The organism is Acinetobacter sp. NEB149, from assembly GCF_012516415.1.
Classification (GTDB): domain Bacteria; phylum Pseudomonadota; class Gammaproteobacteria; order Pseudomonadales; family Moraxellaceae; genus Acinetobacter; species Acinetobacter lwoffii_V.
Map to the genome: position 1 here is coordinate 243,009 of NZ_CP051208.1, position 18,551 is coordinate 261,559.

At 45.2% G+C, this 18,551-nt stretch carries 12 protein-coding genes and 2 pseudogenes; 7 read left to right on the forward strand and 7 right to left on the reverse strand.

The window, feature by feature from the left end; translation table 11 throughout:
- The first annotated feature begins 125 nt into the window (after positions 1–125).
- Complete coding sequence (locus HGD77_RS01135; RefSeq protein ID WP_004647261.1) at positions 126–1,307, forward strand: acyl-CoA dehydrogenase family protein; 1,182 nt, start codon at positions 126–128, stop codon at positions 1,305–1,307.
- A gap of 61 nt (positions 1,308–1,368) precedes the next feature.
- On the opposite strand, the gene HGD77_RS01140 is transcribed toward HGD77_RS01135, so the two are convergent.
- The 3 genes from HGD77_RS01140 to msuE form a co-directional block, all read right to left on the reverse strand.
- Positions 1,369–2,778, reverse strand: a complete 1,410-nt coding sequence (locus HGD77_RS01140; protein ID WP_168730611.1) for a cryptochrome/photolyase family protein — start codon at positions 2,776–2,778, stop codon at positions 1,369–1,371.
- Positions 2,779–2,924: 146 nt separating this feature from the next.
- Positions 2,925–4,037, reverse strand: a complete 1,113-nt coding sequence (sfnG, locus tag HGD77_RS01145) for a dimethylsulfone monooxygenase SfnG (protein WP_004647263.1) — start codon at positions 4,035–4,037, stop codon at positions 2,925–2,927.
- A 26-nt stretch (positions 4,038–4,063) separates the two neighbouring features.
- The gene (msuE, locus tag HGD77_RS01150; protein WP_004647265.1) at positions 4,064–4,798 is read right to left on the reverse strand and encodes an FMN reductase; all 735 of its coding nucleotides are present in this window, start codon (positions 4,796–4,798) and stop codon (positions 4,064–4,066) included.
- A 376-nt stretch (positions 4,799–5,174) separates the two neighbouring features.
- On the opposite strand from msuE, the gene HGD77_RS01155 reads away from it, so the two are divergent.
- Positions 5,175–5,825: a response regulator gene (locus tag HGD77_RS01155; protein WP_004281370.1), complete on the forward strand. Its 651-nt coding sequence runs from the start codon at positions 5,175–5,177 to the stop codon at positions 5,823–5,825.
- 88 nt (positions 5,826–5,913) lie between these two features.
- On the opposite strand, the gene HGD77_RS01160 is transcribed toward HGD77_RS01155, so the two are convergent.
- Both HGD77_RS01160 and HGD77_RS01165 read right to left on the reverse strand, forming a co-directional pair.
- Positions 5,914–6,675, reverse strand: coding sequence for a hypothetical protein (locus HGD77_RS01160; protein ID WP_004647267.1), 762 nt, complete (start codon positions 6,673–6,675; stop codon positions 5,914–5,916).
- Positions 6,676–7,084: 409 nt separating this feature from the next.
- Positions 7,085–10,576: a PAS domain-containing hybrid sensor histidine kinase/response regulator gene (locus HGD77_RS01165; RefSeq protein ID WP_004729193.1), complete on the reverse strand. Its 3,492-nt coding sequence runs from the start codon at positions 10,574–10,576 to the stop codon at positions 7,085–7,087.
- 182 nt (positions 10,577–10,758) lie between these two features.
- On the opposite strand from HGD77_RS01165, the gene HGD77_RS01170 reads away from it, so the two are divergent.
- Together HGD77_RS01170 and HGD77_RS01175 are read left to right on the forward strand one after the other, a co-directional pair.
- The gene (locus HGD77_RS01170; protein WP_004281374.1) at positions 10,759–11,091 is read left to right on the forward strand and encodes a DUF485 domain-containing protein; all 333 of its coding nucleotides are present in this window, start codon (positions 10,759–10,761) and stop codon (positions 11,089–11,091) included.
- Between the two features lies 1 nt (position 11,092).
- Positions 11,093–12,052 (forward strand): annotated as a pseudogene (locus HGD77_RS01175) (sodium:solute symporter family transporter); the annotation flags it as partial.
- 16 nt (positions 12,053–12,068) lie between these two features.
- On the opposite strand, the gene HGD77_RS01180 reads toward HGD77_RS01175, so the two are convergent.
- Complete coding sequence (locus tag HGD77_RS01180) at positions 12,069–13,097, reverse strand: transposase (RefSeq protein ID WP_080591915.1); 1,029 nt, start codon at positions 13,095–13,097, stop codon at positions 12,069–12,071.
- Between the two features lie 56 nt (positions 13,098–13,153).
- Between HGD77_RS01180 and HGD77_RS01185 the strand changes: the two are divergent.
- The 3 genes and pseudogenes from HGD77_RS01185 to HGD77_RS01195 all read left to right on the forward strand — a co-directional run.
- Positions 13,154–13,906, forward strand: a pseudogene (locus HGD77_RS01185) (sodium:solute symporter family transporter); the annotation flags it as partial.
- A gap of 245 nt (positions 13,907–14,151) precedes the next feature.
- The gene (locus HGD77_RS01190; protein WP_004729196.1) at positions 14,152–14,868 is read left to right on the forward strand and encodes an ion channel; all 717 of its coding nucleotides are present in this window, start codon (positions 14,152–14,154) and stop codon (positions 14,866–14,868) included.
- A gap of 172 nt (positions 14,869–15,040) precedes the next feature.
- Positions 15,041–17,011: a BCCT family transporter gene (locus tag HGD77_RS01195; protein WP_004729199.1), complete on the forward strand. Its 1,971-nt coding sequence runs from the start codon at positions 15,041–15,043 to the stop codon at positions 17,009–17,011.
- A gap of 68 nt (positions 17,012–17,079) precedes the next feature.
- Here the strand turns inward: HGD77_RS01195 and omp33-36 are convergent, their stop codons facing one another.
- On the reverse strand, positions 17,080–17,994 hold the full coding sequence (omp33-36, locus tag HGD77_RS01200) for a porin Omp33-36 (RefSeq protein WP_257220113.1): 915 nt from the start codon (positions 17,992–17,994) through the stop codon (positions 17,080–17,082).
- Positions 17,995–18,551 lie beyond the last annotated feature (557 nt).

The following is an 18,551-nucleotide window of genomic DNA, read 5'->3' on the forward strand; positions in this document are numbered from 1 at the left end:
CAAGCGGTTCCAATACCGGCATTCTGCCGGTATTTTTATATCAGTCATAAGCTCTGCATGCTTTCGGATACAGGTCAGTACCCTGATCTGCTAAGCTGTTTCCATGCTGAACATGAGTTAAAATAATGAATGCACAATCCCCATATTTAAATCAGTCTCCTGTCGATATTGCCCAGAAACTTGCTGAAATTTTTGCTTTGACTGCAGCAGAGCGGGATCGGCAAGGTGGGAATCCTAAAGCCGAACGTGACCTGATTCGCCAGAGTGGCTTGCTGGGCCTGTCCATTCCAAAACAGTATGGCGGTCAGGAGACAGATTGGCAGACCATTTTTAAAACTATTCAAATTGTAGCCCAAGTCGACAGTTCATTGGCGCATGTCTATGGCTTTCATCATTTGCTGATTGCGACCGTGCAATTATTTTCCCAATCGGAACAATATGGCCCGTGGTTTGAACAGACTGCCCAAAATAATCTATTCTGGGGTAATACTCTAAATCCGCTGGACCATCGCACCACAGTTACAAAAGTTTCAGAAAACGAATATATTTTCCATGGTGATAAAAGCTTCTGCTCAGGTTCGATTGATTCGGATATGTTGCTGTGTTCAGGTTATGACGAAGCAGGAAAATTACTGATAGGAGTGATTCCTACCTGGCGAGAGGGCGTGAGCTTTCTGGGCGACTGGAACAATATGGGCCAACGCCAGACCGACAGTGGTACCAGCCATTTTGAGCAGGTCAACATTCATGAAGATGAATTGCTGTTAAATCCCGGTCCACTGAGTACGCCATATTCCAGTCTACGGCCTTTGATTGCCCAGCTGATTTTTGTGCATCTGTTTTTGGGCGTGGCAGAAGGGGCATTTGACGTCGCCAAGCAGACCGTACAAACCCAAAAAGCCTGGTCCAAATCACTGGCAGACGATGCAGTGAATGATCCTTTTATCCAGAAGCATTTTGCCGAGTTTTATGTACAACTGGAAAGTGTACGCTTACTGGCAGATAAAGCGGTTCAGACTTTACAGGCAGCCTGGGAGCTTGGGAATGATTTAACAGCTGAGCAGCGCGGTGAAGTCTCAGTTGCCATTGCCACAGCCAAAATTGCCGCAACCAATACCTCTCTCTATATTACCCAGAATATTTTCCAGGTGATGGGTGCGCGGGCCACCACGGCCAAGCTCAATCTTGACCGTTTCTGGCGCAATGTCCGCACCCAGACCTTGCATGACCCGATCGATTATAAATATCAGGAAGTGGGGGAATGGGTGCTGACTGGAAAAGTGCCTGATCCGAGTTTTTATTCCTGATCTAAAAATAAAACAGCCTCTTTATCGGAGGCTGTTTTATTCGGGATGAAAAAGTTTGGTTTTAAATTTGCTTAAACGCTTCAATCGCTCTTACACGAGAGGCTTTTAAATCCACAATCGGTTTTGGATAATCCAGTGCAAGATCCGGATTTTTAGCATAGGGTTCATGAATAGATTTAGCATTCAGATGTGTCAGTTCTGGCACCCATTGACGGATGTAATCCCCATTCGGGTCAAACTTCTGTGACTGGCTGACTGGATTAAAAATCCGGAAATAGGGCACGGCGTCCATGCCGGTCGAAGCACACCATTGCCAGCCGCCATTATTGGCCGCCAGATCACCATCAATCAGCTGTTGCATGAACCAGCTTTCTCCCAAGCGCCAGTCAATCAGCAGGTTTTTACATAGAAACATCGCAGTAATCATGCGCACCCGGTTATGCATCCAGCCAGTGGCCCGCATTTGCCGCATACCGGCATCGACAATTGGAATCCCGGTTTGTCCTTGTTGCCAGGCAGCCAGATCTTCAGGAGCATCGCGCCACTGGATGTTATCGGTATTTTCTTTAAAAGGCTGATGCCTAGATACACGGGGAAAATCAAACAGGGTATGCAGATAAAACTCGCGCCAGAGCAGTTCATCCAGCCAGGTCTGCTGACCGATATCATCAATCTGGAAATATCCGTCCTTAAATAGGGCCTGCATACATTGGCGAATCGAGAGGATCCCCATATTCAGATATGGTGACAAGCGGCTGGTACCATCGACTGCAGGTAAATCACGCTCGGTTTTATAGTGAGCCATTTTATCCAAGATAAAATCATCGAGCAGCTCAAAGGCAGCTTGATCTTTTGTAGACCAGAGCTGGGCAGTATGATCGACAGAATAATCAGCCGCAAATTTTTGCAGATCAAATCTGGTCAGCTGGTCTGGTAATTCAAGCGGATCTTGAGGCTGAATGGCAGGATAGCAGCCCGGTATATTCTGAATCAGTCGCTCATAGCACTTTTTCTTGAATGCGCTATAGACCTGATAGGGTTGATTGGACTGATTGCGGATACTGGTCAGTGGAAACAGGCTGCGATCATGATACAGCTCGACCCGGATCTGCTGCTGTTCCAGCATCTGCTGTACCTGTGCATCACGTTGCAGTTCATTCATGCCCACTTCAATATTGGCATGTAGCGTATCAATCTGCAGTTTTTGGCACAGGCTTAGCATTTCGGCCGGCAGGTCTTGCCATAAGGGAACATTTAAAATGATTAATGGAATATTCAGCTGCGCTAACTGCTGCTTTAAGACGTCGAGGCGGCGCAGATAAAAATCGATTTTAATCCGGGCATCCTGATGCCGCTTCCATTGTTCAGGAGAGAGCACCACCAGTGCTATACAGCTGCCTTGCTGGGTGGCATGCCAGAGCGCAGCATGATCATGAATGCGGAGGTCTTGACGAAACCAGATCAGTTGCATTGTTAAAATTCTTGGAAAGTCGTTAGTGCAGAATTTTAAGGAATTGCTGGTCTTAAGCCTAGCCAGACAACAATTTTATCACATAAAAAAATCCCCCAAGCCGAGCCTTGAGGGGGGAGTGAATCTGCTGAGATTTATTGGAAGGATTATACGGGCTCAGCTTCTTCTTGCTGTACAGGCGTTGCCTGTTGTGCTTCAAGCTCACGGACCAAAGGCAGCACCTTCTGGCCAAAATATTCGACTTCTTCAATAAAGTGCAAAAAGCCTGACAGAATCAGATCTACGCCCACTTTTTTTAGTTCGATAATCCGTTCAGCAATCTGCTGCGGTGTTCCGATCAGATTGGTGCGGAAACCATCATTGTATTGCACCAGATCTTCAAAGGTGGATTTGGCCCAGTTGCCTTCACCTTCCTGACTTGCTGCGCCGGCTTCACGGGTCGCTTCACCAAAAGATTTCACTGCCTGCACATTGGCCTTGCTAATAATTTCCTGCAATACAGCCTGAGCTTCTTCTTCGCTATCCCGTGCAATCACAAAGGCATTTACGCCGATTTTCACCGAGTGATGATTTGCCTTGGCTTTTTCACGAATATCATCGATCTGTTTTTTCAGCTCTTCCGGGGTATTGCCATTGGTGAAGTACCAGTCAGATACGCGAGAAGCCATATCACGTGCTGCCCGGGAACTGCCGCCCTGAAAGATTTCAATATGCGGTTTTTGTAGCGGTTTTGGACTCAGGGTATAGTCTTTGAATTGATAATATTTACCTTCAAAATTAAAGTTATTCTGGCTCCAGACCCCTTTCAGGCTACGGATAAACTCTCCCGAACGGGCATAACGCTCGTCATGTTCCGGCCATTCTTCACCAATGGCATCAAACTCACCGCGGAACCAGCCACTGACCACATTGATCGCGATCCGGCCATTGCTCAGATGGTCAATCGTCGCCAGTTGTTTTGCAGCCAGTGCCGGCTTCCATGGACCCGGCAGAATCGCGGCAATGACTTTCAGGCGTTCAGTTTTGGCCAGAATGCCATGACTGAAGCTGACCGATTCATGCTGGTTTTCTGCGTTATAGCCGGCAGTAAAACGGATCTGGGTCAGGGCATAATCAAAGCCTGCCTGTTCAGCGGTTTGTGCCAGACGCACGTTATAGTCATAGCTCCAGTCGGTGCGCTGCTCGATATTACTAACCACCAGGCCACCACTGACATTCGGCACCCAATAGGCAAATACGATATTTTTATCATTCGACATATTCATCGCCCTCTGCAATGCTGTGTTCAAGCCACTTGAGTCTTTGGTGCTTTCTTGCTGTGCAAGCGCGATTCTGCGGCATCCAGGCTCGGCACGGCTGCTGAAGGCAGCACTTCTTCCTGTTCGATCTGCTTGTTAATGCCCAGATTTTGACTCGCTTGAATGGTTTTTTCTTTGATGACTTCAGCACGTTGTCCCTTGGCTGGTGCCCATTCAAGAATCGGCAATGCACGCGCCACAGCCAGGGTAATCCGGTCGCGGAGCAATTCACTGTGAATGGTATATTCAGGGGTGAAATCGCGGTCGGTGGCATAGACCCCAATCGGTAAAGTCTGTGCCTGAAAGAAGCTGAATAAAGGACGCAGTTGATGTTCAAGCACTAGCGCATGACGGTCACTGCCACCAGAAGCTGCCAGTAATACCGGAACATCGACCAGTGCCGTTTGCTCAACAAAGTCAAAGAAATGCTTGAACAGGCCGGTAAATGAAGCGCGGTACACAGGAGTGCCAACAATCAGCGCATCTGCGGCTTCTACTGCTGCCAGATCATTCTGAACGCGTTGCGGCAACTGATTGCGATAAATCGCGCCGCCCAAGAGCGAACCAATTTCACTAAATTTAATGAAATGCACATTGATTGGTGTCGCTTCCCCAAGCTCATCCAGAATGGCCTGAACCAAGGCTTCGGTTTTTGAGGGGTGATTTAAACCGCCAGATACGGCAACAATATTTAAGGGTTTTTGCGCATTAAAATTAGACATATTTAGAACCTGAAAATAGGGTTAATCTCGGAATGACCCTATTAATCCCGATTCAGCGAAGGGCTGTAAAATAACGAAAAGCTGAAAAGTTATCTGATTTTGCGATATACGACAAAGGCCTGATTTTTAAGGAAGTTTTTGTGGGTAAGTGAATGATATTTATATTTATATTGAATAAAGATAAGCTTTTTCAGTGAGGAATAAGTGATATATAAAAAAGTGATGAGAATTAAACAATTATTGCAATAGTGCAAAAATGGGCAATTTTGAAGAAAAACTGCATATTATTTTAAAAATTGTAGTGTCTTGCATATCCTTAACCGGGTTGTATGGTTAGAATAGGGACTACCGTGCCAAGATCTCTCTCACGTTGCCTATGAATATTTTAATCGTTGATGATCATCCACTATTTCGTCATGCCTTGATTCAAGCTGTACGTTATAGCCTGCCACAAGCCCAGATTCATGAAACTGCGGCAGTCAATGAATTTTATGAACGTCTAGAAAATGGCCCTGAGCCTGATCTTGTGCTGCTGGATTTAAACCTGCCGGGCGCTTCCGGCTTTTCTGCCCTGGTGCATGTCCGCGCACAGTATCCGTCTTTACCGATTATTGTTGTGTCTGCACATGAAGAAGTCAGCATCATCCAGCGTGCGATCGCGCATGGTGCGATGGGCTATATTCCTAAATCTGCTCACCCAAGCCATATCGGTGAAGCGATTCGTGAAGTGCTGGAAGGTGAAATCTGGTTACCGCCAAATCTGCCAGCCAATATGAATTTTGATCCGCGTGCTGCCGATGAAACGGCTTTGGCAGAACGGATCCAGTCTTTGACGCCGCAACAGTTCCGGGTATTGATGATGGTGGCTGAAGGTTTATTAAACAAGCAGATTGCTTATGAACTGGATGTATCAGAAGCGACGATTAAAGCGCATGTGACTGCAATCTTCCGTAAGCTTGGCGTACAAAACCGGACACAAGCGGTATTGGCCATTAATGCACTGAATATTGAAGACCGCAAAATGTAAATTCTGCATATACGAATTGAAAAAGACCTCCTTGGAGGTCTTTTTTATGGGCAAAATCTGCAAAATTGAGTGCAAAGGCCTGAATCAGCTAGGCGATATAATCCTGCTTGCGGGTGAAATCATCACAAAACAATGGATTTAAGGCACATTGCAATTCGTCAATCTGCTCTTCGGTGACATAACCTTTCGATTTCAGATATTCCGCCACGCGATCATCACGCAGACTCAGGAAAGTCGCATCATAAACACCGAGATCGACAAATAGTGCTGCAGTTTCCAGACTGTTAAAACGATCCAGATAAACTTCATTGTCATACATCAGGAAGACATGTTCGTCGCGCGTATTCGGATCGACATGTAAACGTTGTGCCAGTTCATGTGGGCAGGTTTTGATAAATAACAGATCAGACAGCTCATCAAACTGGCTGGTGTCCAGACAATCTTCTTCATTTTTGACTTTACCCAGCCAGGCCTTAAAGACCAGTACCGCGCCACCACGCAGCAACATGCTCCAGATCTGATGACGGGTCTTTGCCGGAAGATCCTCTGTTTCAGCTTCTAAAGACTGAATCAGCTTGTCTTCCTGTTCAGCAATCTTTTCAAATAGACCCAGACCTTGCGGCTTGTAGGCATAAGGTTCAAAGACATCAAAATGTAATTCATCAAAGACTTGCAGTGCCAGAGGGACTGCACTCTGATACAGCGTTTCCAGTGCCTGATACTGGGCATCATTCAGCTTGCTGTATTTAAAGATCTGTGCCCAGTCAATGCTTGGCAATAAGGCATTGGCGCCATATTGACGGTGAAACTGCTGGGTCTGATTCAGGCCATGGTTTTGATCTATGTTCATGTGAAGAACTCCGATATGCAGAAATAGATCAGCGACCAAAAAATTAAGGCTGCATGAGATGGGAACTGATCGTTTCTTATTCCTCTATTTTTAGAGCCAAGTACAAGGGATAAAAATACGACTAAAGTTATAGTAGTGGAAAATTACTCTTTAATTTTTATTAAAAACAATAAGATAATTAATTGTAACTAAGTGTACACATGTATATTAATACATTCGTCAGTTTTTGCCATAGTGAATTAAAAAATGAGCATTTTGGTCAATTTATTCAGCTGTATTTTCGGCATATTTGCTGCTTTTAGCACATTAGAATAAATTTTATGCAAGCTAGGTAAGTTTATGTGGCAGTTGAGTATAAAAAATGCCCATCTCAAGGTTTGAAATGGGCATTGATCAGATCAGTATCTACTTAGGAGTCGGAAATTTTCAGTCCAGATAACCATGAACGTAATGAGGCCGGTTTCAGCGGTTTTTTCAGCAGAACAATGTTTAGCTCTTTTAGACGTTGCGGTAATTCCGGATCGGAGTCAGCGGTAATCAAGGCGACCGGAATATCCTTTGAACGATGTTCCAGAATGAAATCCAGACCAATCTTGTCTTGGTTGAGATGCTGATCCACCAGCCAAACCTGAATATTTTCCTGCTGAATCAGCATGGCTGCTTGCTCAGGTTCGGTGGCTTTAAATACCTGATAGCCCCATTTAGTCAATAAGGTCGACATGCCTTCCAGAATGGTTTCATCATTATCCAGACATAGAATCTTAAAGGCCTTGCTCTTTAAAGGTACGGCCTGAACCGGTGCTGCAACAACTTTAGGTGCCTCAATCACAGGCACTTCAATCATAAAGCAGGAGCCTTTGCCCAGCGCAGAAGATACATGCACCGGATAGTCCAGCATGCTGGTCATGCGTTGTACGATCGCCAAACCTAGACCCAGACCCTGTTCACCCCAAGGTGAGGTGTGACCGCAACGTTCAAATTCCTGAAACAGCTTGATGCGCTGTTCTTCGGCAATGCCGGGTCCGGTATCCCAAACGCCAATACGGATATGATTCGGTCTGCTGCTCGAACGTAATACACCGACCACCACTTTACCTCTGGCAGTATAACGCAACGCATTGCTGACAAAGTTCTGGATAATGCGGCGAATCCATTGTGGATCGGTATCAATCCAGAACTGTGCATCATGCACACTGAACTTGATACCACGTTGTGCAGCGATGGATTTGAACTGGAGTTCCAGATCGCTGAGCAGGTCATGCAGCGGATAAGCCTGACGTTTCGGCTGAATGGTGCCGCCTTCCAGTCGGGCAATATCCAGCAGGGCAGACAACATGCTTTCTGCACCATGCAAAGCACGATCCAGTTGTTGTAAGGTCTTGCGGTCTTCATCATTCTGCACGCTTTGTTCGAGTGCGGTACTGAACAGACGCGCAGCATGCATTGGTTGCAACAGGTCATGACTGGCGGCGGCAATGAAGCGGCTTTTCGACATATTGGCTTTATCCGCCTGTTCCCGCGCCAGTTGCTGCTCGGACAGGGCATCGGCCAGCTGCTGGGTACGGTCCTGAACCCGGGCTTCAAGTACGGCTTCATTTTCACGGAAGGCAGTAATATCGGCGAAAGTGGTAACGAACCCGCCGCCTTCGATCGGATTGCCGCGCATCTGAATGACGCGGCCATCTTTACGAATCCGTTCAAATTCATGGGCACTGCCGACCTGCATCCAGTGAATCCGTTTCCGTACATGTTCTTCAACCGAGCCCGGGCCACATTCACCACGTTCAGCGTTATAACGGATCAGGTCTGCGATTGGACAACCGACATAGACAATATCGGTCGGATAATCGAACAGTTTCAGATATTGATTGTTCCATGCGACCAGGCACATATTTTCATCAACTACGCTGACCCCTTGGGTCATGTGATCAATCATGGTCATGATCAGGTTCTGATTAAAGCGTTGCCATTGCGAGGCCTGATCGAGAATATTGGCGACCTGACCCAATGCCAAACCATTATTAACCATAGCTGTGGTCAACAGGGTACGTGCCGAGGCTGCCCCGATAGTCCCCGCCAGATACTGTTCGGTGAAACGCCACCACATGCCATTGGCACTGCTGTTTTCATTCAGCTCAACACTGTTTTGGGTGCAGAACTGCTGGAAAGCGCGTGTGGTTGGGCCTTCGCCGGTAATGCGTTTAGCTAGGGTAATCAGATCACCGACTTTTAAACGGGCGACATCCTGATGCGAATAGCTGACCTCGTTAGAAGGACTCTGCGAGGGTAGTGGCTTGGTTTCATAATAGAAGAAACTTTCGGCTTGAATCTGTTCGGCAATACTCGGACGGAAAATACGGGAAATCCAGATATACAGCAGGGTATTTAAGCCCAGTGCCCAAACTACGCCATGCGTCAGTGGATCAAAAGACTCAAAACCGATCAGGGCTTCCGGTCTTAACCAGTTCCAGCCAAAAGGCCCTTGATTCAGCAAGCTTTGGCTAAAGCTGCTATAGGCTTCTGGCAGGCTTCGCAAAATGGTTGGAAACAGCAGGGTATAAGCCCACAAGGCAAAACCGGTCAGGAGTCCAGCATAGACACCCTGTTTACTACCGCCACGCCAGTACAGGCCACCGATCAGGGCAGGGGCGAATTGTGCCACCGCACTAAATGCCAACAGACCAAAAACCGACAACTGGTCAATATCATTAAAGAAATTGAAGAACAGGAAGCCCATCAACATCACGCCCAGAATACAGACCCGGCGGGTAAATTTCAGCACCAGCGGCAAGCGTTTGTCATGCCGGGAAATCAGCTTTAAACGCCACAACGCCGGCATGATCAGGTCATTGCTGAGCATGATTGACAGTGCCACGGAAGACACCAGCAGCATCCCGGTAGAGGCAGAGAAACCACCCAGAAATGCCAATAAGGTCAACCAGTCCTGATTATAGCTAAGTGGTAAGGACAGGACCGCCACATCCGGAATGGCCAGATATTGCGGTGCAGCATGTAGCGCCCAGCTGGCAATTGGAATAATCGCCAGGGTAGTCAGAATCAAATAGACCGCAAACCAGCGCCGCGCACCACGAATATGTTTTTCATCACGTAGCTCAACCACAGCTACATGGAACTGACGCGGCAGGCAGATAATGGCCAGTGCCGCGAGCAGGGTCTGAATCCAGAAACTTTGTGGCACGCCAAACAGTTGTACATCATGAAAAGTAGTGCTGATATCGCTACTGATCTGTGCCAGATTTTCTGGTGCTTCAAACATAAAGAAACAGGCAACTGCCAGCAGGGCGAAGAGTTTGACAAAAGACTCAAATGCCACGGCCAGCATCAGGCCGCCATGCTGTTCAGTATTGGCAATCTGCCGGGTACCAAACATCATCGCCAGTATTGCCAGAACCCCAGTCAGAAACAGTACGCCATTGGTCGTGCCGGTTACACCTGCGGAAGGTTCCAGAATGACGGCGGCACTTAAGGCAATCGCACGTAACTGCAAGGCCAGATAAGGCACAATCGCTACCACTGCCAGAATGGTTACCAGCGAGGCGAGGGGACCACTTTTACCATAGCGTGCTGCGACAAAGTCAGCGATCGAAGAAATGGCATGATGTTGTCTCACCCGTCCCAGACGGCGCCAGATGTCATAGCCGACAGCAACAAAGAGCAGCGGACCCAGATAGATCGGCAGGAAAATAATCCCTTCACGTACCGCAGCACCCGTGGCACCATAAAAGGTCCAAGAGGAACAGTACACCCCTAAAGTTAAACTGAACAATAACATGCGCCCACGGGTACTCAGCCGGCTGGCATGTTTTTCTCCGTAAAAAGCGCAGATAAAGAGTAATGCGATATAGAGGGCAAGTACCCCTATGATGAGCCAACTGTTCATATAGCCTGATGTGTGCTGAGCATGCCGCTATGATAGCGCATCATGAACGCTGCAGTTTAAATTGATCATTTTTTAACGACCAAAGTCTAAATTACAAGCACATACGAATCTTGTTAACTTGTGATAGTGATAATTCGAATTAAAAATAGTAGGCCCAAGGTTGGGCTACAGGAGTAGTAATTATGGATGAGGTACAAGTAGATCGTATTCTACAAAATCCAAAATTCAAGGAAATGGTCCGCAAGAAAAGTATGCTCAGCTGGACGTTGACCGGCATTATGCTATTTGTCTATGTGGGTTTCATGTTGCTGGTTGGTTACAACAAAGAATTTCTATTGTCTTCAATTTCAGGTGGTGTGACCACGTGGGGTATTCCACTTGGTCTAGGTATCATTGTCCTGTCGTTTATCTTGTGTGGTGTGTATTCCTACATTGCCAATAACAAACTTGATCAATTGACTGAAGAAGCAATCCGTGAAGTCGAAGCGATTGCGCATGAAAAAGGACACCACTAAGATGAAATGGAATTCTCTTATTGCCCTAGCGACCACGATAGTGGCTTCAGGCGTTGCATTCGCTGGTCCTGATCTGGGTGCAGCAGAACAGCAGGCGACCAACTGGCACGCGATTATCATGTTTGTGATTTTCGTAGGTGCTACGCTGTTTATTACCAAATGGGCAGCAAAACAAACCACCAATACCAAAGACTTCTATACTGCCGGTGGCGGTATTTCCGGTTTCCAGAATGGCCTGGCGATTGCCGGTGACTATATGTCAGCTGCATCGTTCCTGGGTATTTCCGCGATGGTATTCCTGTCCGGTTTTGATGGCTTGCTGTATTCACTGGGTTTCATGGTGGGCTGGCCGATTGTATTGTTCCTGGTGGCAGAACGTCTGCGTAACCTGGGTAAATACAACCTGTCAGACGTAGTGTCTTTCCGCTTGCAGGAAAAACCGGTACGTACCTTGGCTGCTTTAAGTTCACTAGTTGTGGTCGCGTTCTATCTGATTGCACAGATGGTGGGTGCAGGTCAGCTGATCAAACTTCTATTCGGTCTGAACTATAACATTGCAGTCGTGATCGTTGGCTTGTTGATGATGGCCTACGTGATGTTCGGCGGTATGTTGGCAACCACTTGGGTACAGATCATCAAGGCGGTGATGTTGCTGTCTGGTGCAACCTTTATGGCATTCATGGTTATGAAAGGTGTGGGCTTCAGCTTTACCAACATGTTTGAACAGGCGATTGGAGTCTACTCAAAAGTACATGACTTGAGCCTGACAGATGCGACCAAAATCATGGGTCCGGGTAGTCTGGCATCTAATCCGATTGATGCGATTTCTTTAGGTCTGGCATTGATGTTTGGTACCGCAGGTCTGCCACATATCCTGATGCGTTTCTTCACGGTAAAAGATGCCAAAGAAGCGCGTAAATCAGTCGTAGTTGCTACAGGTTTTATTGGTTATTTCTACCTATAGGACTTACGCACTGTTATTTATAGACTCTCTGTGGTAGCAGATGATTTTTATCGAGAATAAAGTCATCAATGAAGTTTTTGATCATTGGTCTAAATAATTTCTTCTGCCAACGATATACATTTTCAAAGATCCCCTCAAACTGGTTCTTTTGTATCTCAACGTAGGCCATTAAGGCTGAAAAAATATGATTCAAAATCAGTTTAGACCGTCTTACTTGAAACTTTTCAATATGACAAACCTGTTTAATCACTCGGTGATATTGTTCTATTTTCCAATGACTTGAATGTAATTCATGAAAACCCTCAAAGGACAATAAATCATCTTCATCTTGATACACAATATAAAACCTCTGCTGTTCTTTTAACTGAGTCTTAAATAATTGTACAAAGCCAAAATCTTTGAGCCAGACCACTTGACCCTGATGGAAATTCGGCAATAAACGCAGTTGAAACCATTGTCCTTTTTCAGGGGAAACCTTACGGTTACAGTCGATACCAAACATAAATCGAATACCATGTTTTCTTATGGTTTTTAGATTTGCAGTCGATGAATACCAACTATCACCTGTAATAAATTGAATCTTTGCACCCCAACTAAGTACTTCACTTAACATATCCATAAAGTAATCATTCTTGGTTTTACCCTCAGATTTGTCATAAATTCGGAAATTAATTGGAATATTTTGACCATTCTGATCTGTCGCATACAAGGTAATGAGATTAATCCCCTTGACGGATCGGTGGTGTTTGCCTGACCAAAAATAGCTAACCAAGTCCATATGTTGACTATATGGTTTATCTAAAACAGTATCATCAATACTGACTATAAGTTTATTATTATCAATATGTTGAATTGCTTCTTGATATAGGTCGTGAGGTGTGTAGTCTTCACGCTCTAGAAAGCGATTTACACTATCATGCGAGATATTATAAGTCTCGGCAAGTTGTGTGCAGCTAATAGAGTTCGGTTCTGTCATGAGAAAGCCCATATAAATGGGTAATGTACAAGTTGCTGTAGAAGCATGTTTAGTTCGTCTGATCACAGATACTTTATAAACTATTTTAATACTTTTTTGAATCCGTCAATGCGTAAGTCCTATACCTATTAACCTTCATCATTGGTTTTGGTGCGATTCTCTATGTATCGAACAACCCGCAATTCCTTGATGTTGCGAAAATGGCAGTGACTGGCAAGCTGGAGCTGGTGGGTGGTAATAACATGGCGGCGGTTCACCTGTCTGATGCAGTCGGTGGTGACCTGTTCATGGGCTTTATTTCTGCAGTTGCATTTGCCACGATTCTTGCAGTGGTTGCAGGTTTGACCCTGTCAGGTGCTTCAGCAATTTCGCATGACTTGTATGCCAACGTGTTGAAGAAAGGCCAAACCACGCCTGAATCGGAACTACGTATGTCTAAGATTGCGACTTTAGGTCTTGCGATCTTCGCGATGATTCTCGGGATTCTGTTCGAGAAACAAAACGTAGCCTTCATGGTCGGTCTGGCATTCTCTGTTGCGGCATGTGCCAACTTCCCGGTACTGGTATTGTCTATGTTCTGGAAAGGCTTGACGACACGTGGTGCAGTGATTGGTGGTGTTGCAGGTCTGGTAACCGCAGTAACCTTGATTGTGCTGTCTAAAGCAGTATGGGTCGATACTTTGGGTATTTCTGATACGCCAGTGAACCCGTTCAATGGTCCTGCAATCTTCGCGATGCCATTATCATTCTTGTGCTGCTGGTTGTTCTCTGTGACGGATAATTCGGCACAGGCTCAGGCAGAACGCAAAGCCTTTGATGCGCAGTTTGTACGCTCACAAACCGGTATTGGTATCTCAGGCGCATCGGATCACTAAGATCTGCGCTACGCTAAAAAAGCCCCGTCAGGGGCTTTTTTTATGGAGATATCATCAAGTTTTTTCTTTAGGATAAATGCCGTATTGCATTGAGCTGGCTGGATTTGTGCAGTGTTATTTCAGTAATTTTCATACAAATCGTATATCTGCAAGTGGCTTTGAGCATGCTATGTTAAAAGCTGTTAACAATAACAATGTATTCCCTACATGAAGATAGTAACAAGAATAGCAACAAGAAGGGCATTATGAAGCAATCTCTGCAGCAGTTCTGGAACAGCTTTACCCATTTGCCTTCGGCATGGCTGTTGTGCCTGCAATTGCTGATCCTGATCTTGTCGGTATTGAGTTATGGAAGCATGTCTTATCGGGCGGGAACCTGGGTACTGGGTGTTCTGGTTTTGCTGGTGATTGCCAGAGTCATTCGCCAGACTCCGATGTTTACCATTTTAGGACTCAGCTTTGTCGCCGGTGCAATTCTCTTTTCCTCCCTGATTGTGCTGGGACTGCGTTATACCTGGATCCATGTCACCGCCCACCTGTTTGAAGCTGGTGCTTATTTTAGTGCAGCCTATGGCCTACTGCGTTATATGTTTCATGACCGTTATCTGACCAAGGATGAACTCTTTGCCGCTGGCGCAGTATTTACCTTGCTGGCCTGGGGCTTTGCCTTCCTCTACAGTATCTGTCAGCTGCTGGTGCCGTACAGCTTTTCAGACCCCGATCTGCAAGCCTATCAACCCTGGCTGGATCTGATTTTTCTTAGTTTCAGTGTGCAATCTGCAACAGGACTGTCTGATATCATGCCGGTCAGTCCGGTCGCACGGATGCTAGCCATTATCCAGATGTTTGTCGGGGTGATGTATCTGGCGCTGATTGTATCCCGCTTAATTGCCTTGCAATATATCGCACGTCTACCGCATAAAAAGAACGTGAAAAATAGAGAAAACCCGCCTGGGCAATAAGACTCATCCTTTTATTGTATTTGTTACAGTAACTTAACGGCTTTATTTTGTGTCACATCCTAAAATAGCAGGAGATCTAGCTCCCATAGACTGAATCTGTCTGATCATTTTGACCTTACCAATAATTATTTGACGCTGTTTGTCGATCCAATTTTTAAAAAATGGAGGATGTATGCCTTCCACAAAACCATCCTGTTTTGCCAATATCAATCCAAATGTTTTTATTAGTACTGTCGCCATTATTGCGATATTTTTAGCGTTGGTCGTATTTGCACCCGATGCTTTTTCAGTTTTCACCCAGCAACTGAACCAGTGGATTACTACGTCCTTTAGCTGGTTCTATGTATTGTCGGTGGCGATATTTCTCATCCTTCTGGTTTATATTGCCCTGTCGGATATGGGCAAAATCAAACTGGGACCCGACCATAGCCAGCCGAAATATAGCAGCGCCTCTTGGTTTGCGATGCTATTCACCGCAGGGATGGGGATTGGCCTGATGTTCTTTGGTGTGGCCGAACCGGTGATGCATTATGTCACGCCACCTGCCGGTGAACCTGAAACCGTACTGGCTGCACAACAATCTATGCGGGTCACCTTTTTCCACTGGGGCTTACATGCCTGGGCCATTTATACGCTTGTTGGCCTATCGTTAGCTTATTTTGCTTATCGGCATCAATTGCCTTTAAAAATCCGTTCGGCCTTGTATCCGCTGATTGGTCAAAAGATCTATGGACCGATTGGAGATGGCGTCGATACCTTTGCCACCATTGGTACGGTATTTGGTGTCGCTACTACGCTTGGTTTCGGGGTGACCCAAATCAATTCAGGTTTGAACTATTTGTTTGGCATTGAACAGGCACCCAGTACTCAGGTCATTTTGATTATTGTGGTCAGTGTCATGGCGGCGACTTCCGTATTTTTTGGATTAGACAAAGGAATTAAACGTTTATCTGAACTAAATTTGGTACTTGCACTGCTGTTGCTGATTTTTGTCTTTGTGGCAGGTCCGAGTATTTATCTGTTACAGACGACTATTCAGAATGCCGGCCAGTATGTTTCAAATCTGTTCAGTATGACCTTTAATCTGTATGCCTATCAGCCAAGTGGCTGGATTGGGGGCTGGACCATCATGTACTGGGCCTGGTGGATTTCCTGGTCGCCATTTGTCGGGATGTTTATTGCCCGGGTCTCGGAAGGCCGCAGTATTCGTGAATTTATCGTGGGTGTATTGCTGATTCCGACTGGATTTACCCTGATCTGGATGGGCTTTATGGGCAATGCCGCACTGTACAGCATTATGCATGAAGCCAATACTGGCTTATTAGAGGCAGTTCAGCGTGATTCATCAGTGGCCCTATTTGAGTTTCTGAACAATCTGCCTTTCAGCTCAGTGACCAGCATCATTGCAACTTTACTGGTCATGCTGTTCTTTGTGACTTCTGCCGATTCAGGGGCATTGGTGACTGATTATCTGACAGCGAAAAGTGATAATTCACCGACTTGGCAGCGTCTGTTCTGGACCGTACTCATGGCTTTATTAGCCATCATCCTTTTGCTGGCCGGTGGCTTAGAGGCCTTGCAATCGGCCACGATTATGAGCGCTTTGCCATTTACATTTATTATGCTGCTGATGTGTTGGGGATTAATCAAAGCCCTACATCTGGATGTCACCAAAATGCATGCACTGCAAGCCGCACGGATTACCCCGCGTGCGATCCAGAATCCACGCAGCTGGCAACAGCGCTTAGGCCTGATCATGCATTATCCGCATACTCAGGAAGAGGTGCAGCAGTATATTCACAATACGGTGAATAAGGCATTTCTCAGCTTTCAAAGTGAATTGAAACGGCGCCGATTACATGTAGCGATTAGCCCGCTAGAAGACGGTATACAGCTCCGTGTTGATCATCAGGATGAAATTAATTTTATCTATCAGGTCAATGCCACTCAGACTTTAAGTCCAAGCTTTATGGCTGAACTGGAGAATGCGGGAGTAGATTCCTATCAGGCAGAAGTCTTTTTAAGAGAAGGTGGGCAGGGTTATGATGTGATGGAGTGGACGCAAGAAGATCTATTGCAGGATATCATTGATCAATATGAACGTCATTTGCACTTCTTAAGTCTGGTACGTACGCCTGAGTAAACAGAGTCATAAAACAATAAAAAAGGACGCAATATGCGTCCTTTTTTGATTCAGAATCTAATCAGAAATTAGAAACGGAATTTGGCATTTACGCCGATCGTTTGAGTATCACGAACTTGAGCAGTTTGCGCAAGATTTGCTTCGTAGTTAGCATTTACATAAGATGCGCCAACTGCAACAGCAGGAGTAATGAAGTAGTTTACGTTCGCGCCCCAAGCTTTGTCTGGAGAACCAGCAAAGCTAGATTCCATATAAGAAGCACCAACGCTTAACTGTGGGTTAAGGAAAAGAGTTGTACCTAAGTTGTAGGCAGTATCTTCACCATAAACTAAACCGCTTTCAAAACCAATTGACATGTTAGTACCGTCGATTGCACCAACGTATTTAGTACGTGCAGTGATCGCATCTGTCTTATCAGCAATTGTTGCAGATTCAAGAGCAGCTTTAGCAACGCCGTTAGACACAATATTGAATGCATCTAAAGAAGCTTGGTCAGCAACGCTGGTATAACCAACAGCAACTAAGAAGTTAGGAGCAACTAAAGCACCAAGTTCTAATGCATAACGGTCGCCTTGATCGTCAGTTGCGTTAGCAGTTTTGCTATCAGCAATGGTATGGCTATAAGAAGCGCTTGCATAAACAGGCACAACTGAAGTTGGAACGTAAGCTTCACCTTTTACGCCGTAAGTATGATTTACAGTACGTGAACGTCCAGCTTCTTCTTGACCGTTTTCGCCATAGCTATACGCTAGAGCAACATTAGAAGCTTGGTTCAGGAAAGCAGCTTCAGCTAAAGGACCTTTAGAAGCGTCTACATCTTTGAAGTAGTAAGTACCTTGAACAGCGCCAGTGAAGTCTTTGTCATTTGCAGTGTTGTCGATGTACTCTGACTGACCTTGAACTTCGAATTGATATGCTTGAGCACCGGTCATCGCTAATAATACAGCAGTGGCTAAACCTAGTTTTTTCATGATATTTACCATTTTGTTACAAAAGATGTACAACATAAAACGTATTGTATTGTAACAATTTATTAAGTCAATCCAATTCGAAATCGCTATTTTTTAAGCTAAATCATTGTATTAATTTTGTGTAAAATTCAAGTATTAGGCTCCGAAGCTATTTTATATAAAAACTCTTGTATAACAAAAATCTAGACTTTAAATATAGAATCGGGACTAAAGATTAAGGAGAAATTATGTTGTTATTTTAATCAATTAATACGATTAATTATAATACATTTATCTATTAAAACAATTAATAATAGGTGAGTTAATTCATAAATGTGTCAAGAAGTGCAAAATGTCTGGCGCATCAGGTCTTTGATTGGATTGCTTGATTTTAAAGCATCATCAGCTTGGATCTTAGAATAGGTGTCTGTTTTTTGAGCTAAATGGGCATGTTTTATAATCTTGACTGGAGCAATCGGCTTTACATTTTGAGGGGAATTTTACATAATATGAAAATCAAGTTAGAGTTCACACTTTTATAGTGATTTAGCCTGATTCTCCACAATTTTTTGTTTTATCGCCCAGCTTTC

What these genes read in the sequence shown, in the direction of transcription:
- HGD77_RS01170 (WP_004281374.1), top strand. Translation starts at nt 10,759, where the DNA reads ATGGATGAGGTACAAGTAGATCGTATTCTACAAAATCCAAAATTCAAG.
- HGD77_RS01140 (WP_168730611.1), bottom strand. Translation starts at nt 2,778, where the DNA reads ATGCAACTGATCTGGTTTCGTCAAGACCTCCGCATTCATGATCATGCT.
- HGD77_RS01195 (WP_004729199.1), top strand. Translation starts at nt 15,041, where the DNA reads ATGCCTTCCACAAAACCATCCTGTTTTGCCAATATCAATCCAAATGTT.
- HGD77_RS01165 (WP_004729193.1), bottom strand. Translation starts at nt 10,576, where the DNA reads ATGAACAGTTGGCTCATCATAGGGGTACTTGCCCTCTATATCGCATTA.
- msuE (WP_004647265.1), bottom strand. Translation starts at nt 4,798, where the DNA reads ATGTCTAATTTTAATGCGCAAAAACCCTTAAATATTGTTGCCGTATCT.
- omp33-36 (WP_257220113.1), bottom strand. Translation starts at nt 17,994, where the DNA reads ATGGTAAATATCATGAAAAAACTAGGTTTAGCCACTGCTGTATTATTA.
- HGD77_RS01135 (WP_004647261.1), top strand. Translation starts at nt 126, where the DNA reads ATGAATGCACAATCCCCATATTTAAATCAGTCTCCTGTCGATATTGCC.
- HGD77_RS01155 (WP_004281370.1), top strand. Translation starts at nt 5,175, where the DNA reads ATGAATATTTTAATCGTTGATGATCATCCACTATTTCGTCATGCCTTG.
- sfnG (WP_004647263.1), bottom strand. Translation starts at nt 4,037, where the DNA reads ATGTCGAATGATAAAAATATCGTATTTGCCTATTGGGTGCCGAATGTC.
- HGD77_RS01190 (WP_004729196.1), top strand. Translation starts at nt 14,152, where the DNA reads ATGAAGCAATCTCTGCAGCAGTTCTGGAACAGCTTTACCCATTTGCCT.
- HGD77_RS01160 (WP_004647267.1), bottom strand. Translation starts at nt 6,675, where the DNA reads ATGAACATAGATCAAAACCATGGCCTGAATCAGACCCAGCAGTTTCAC.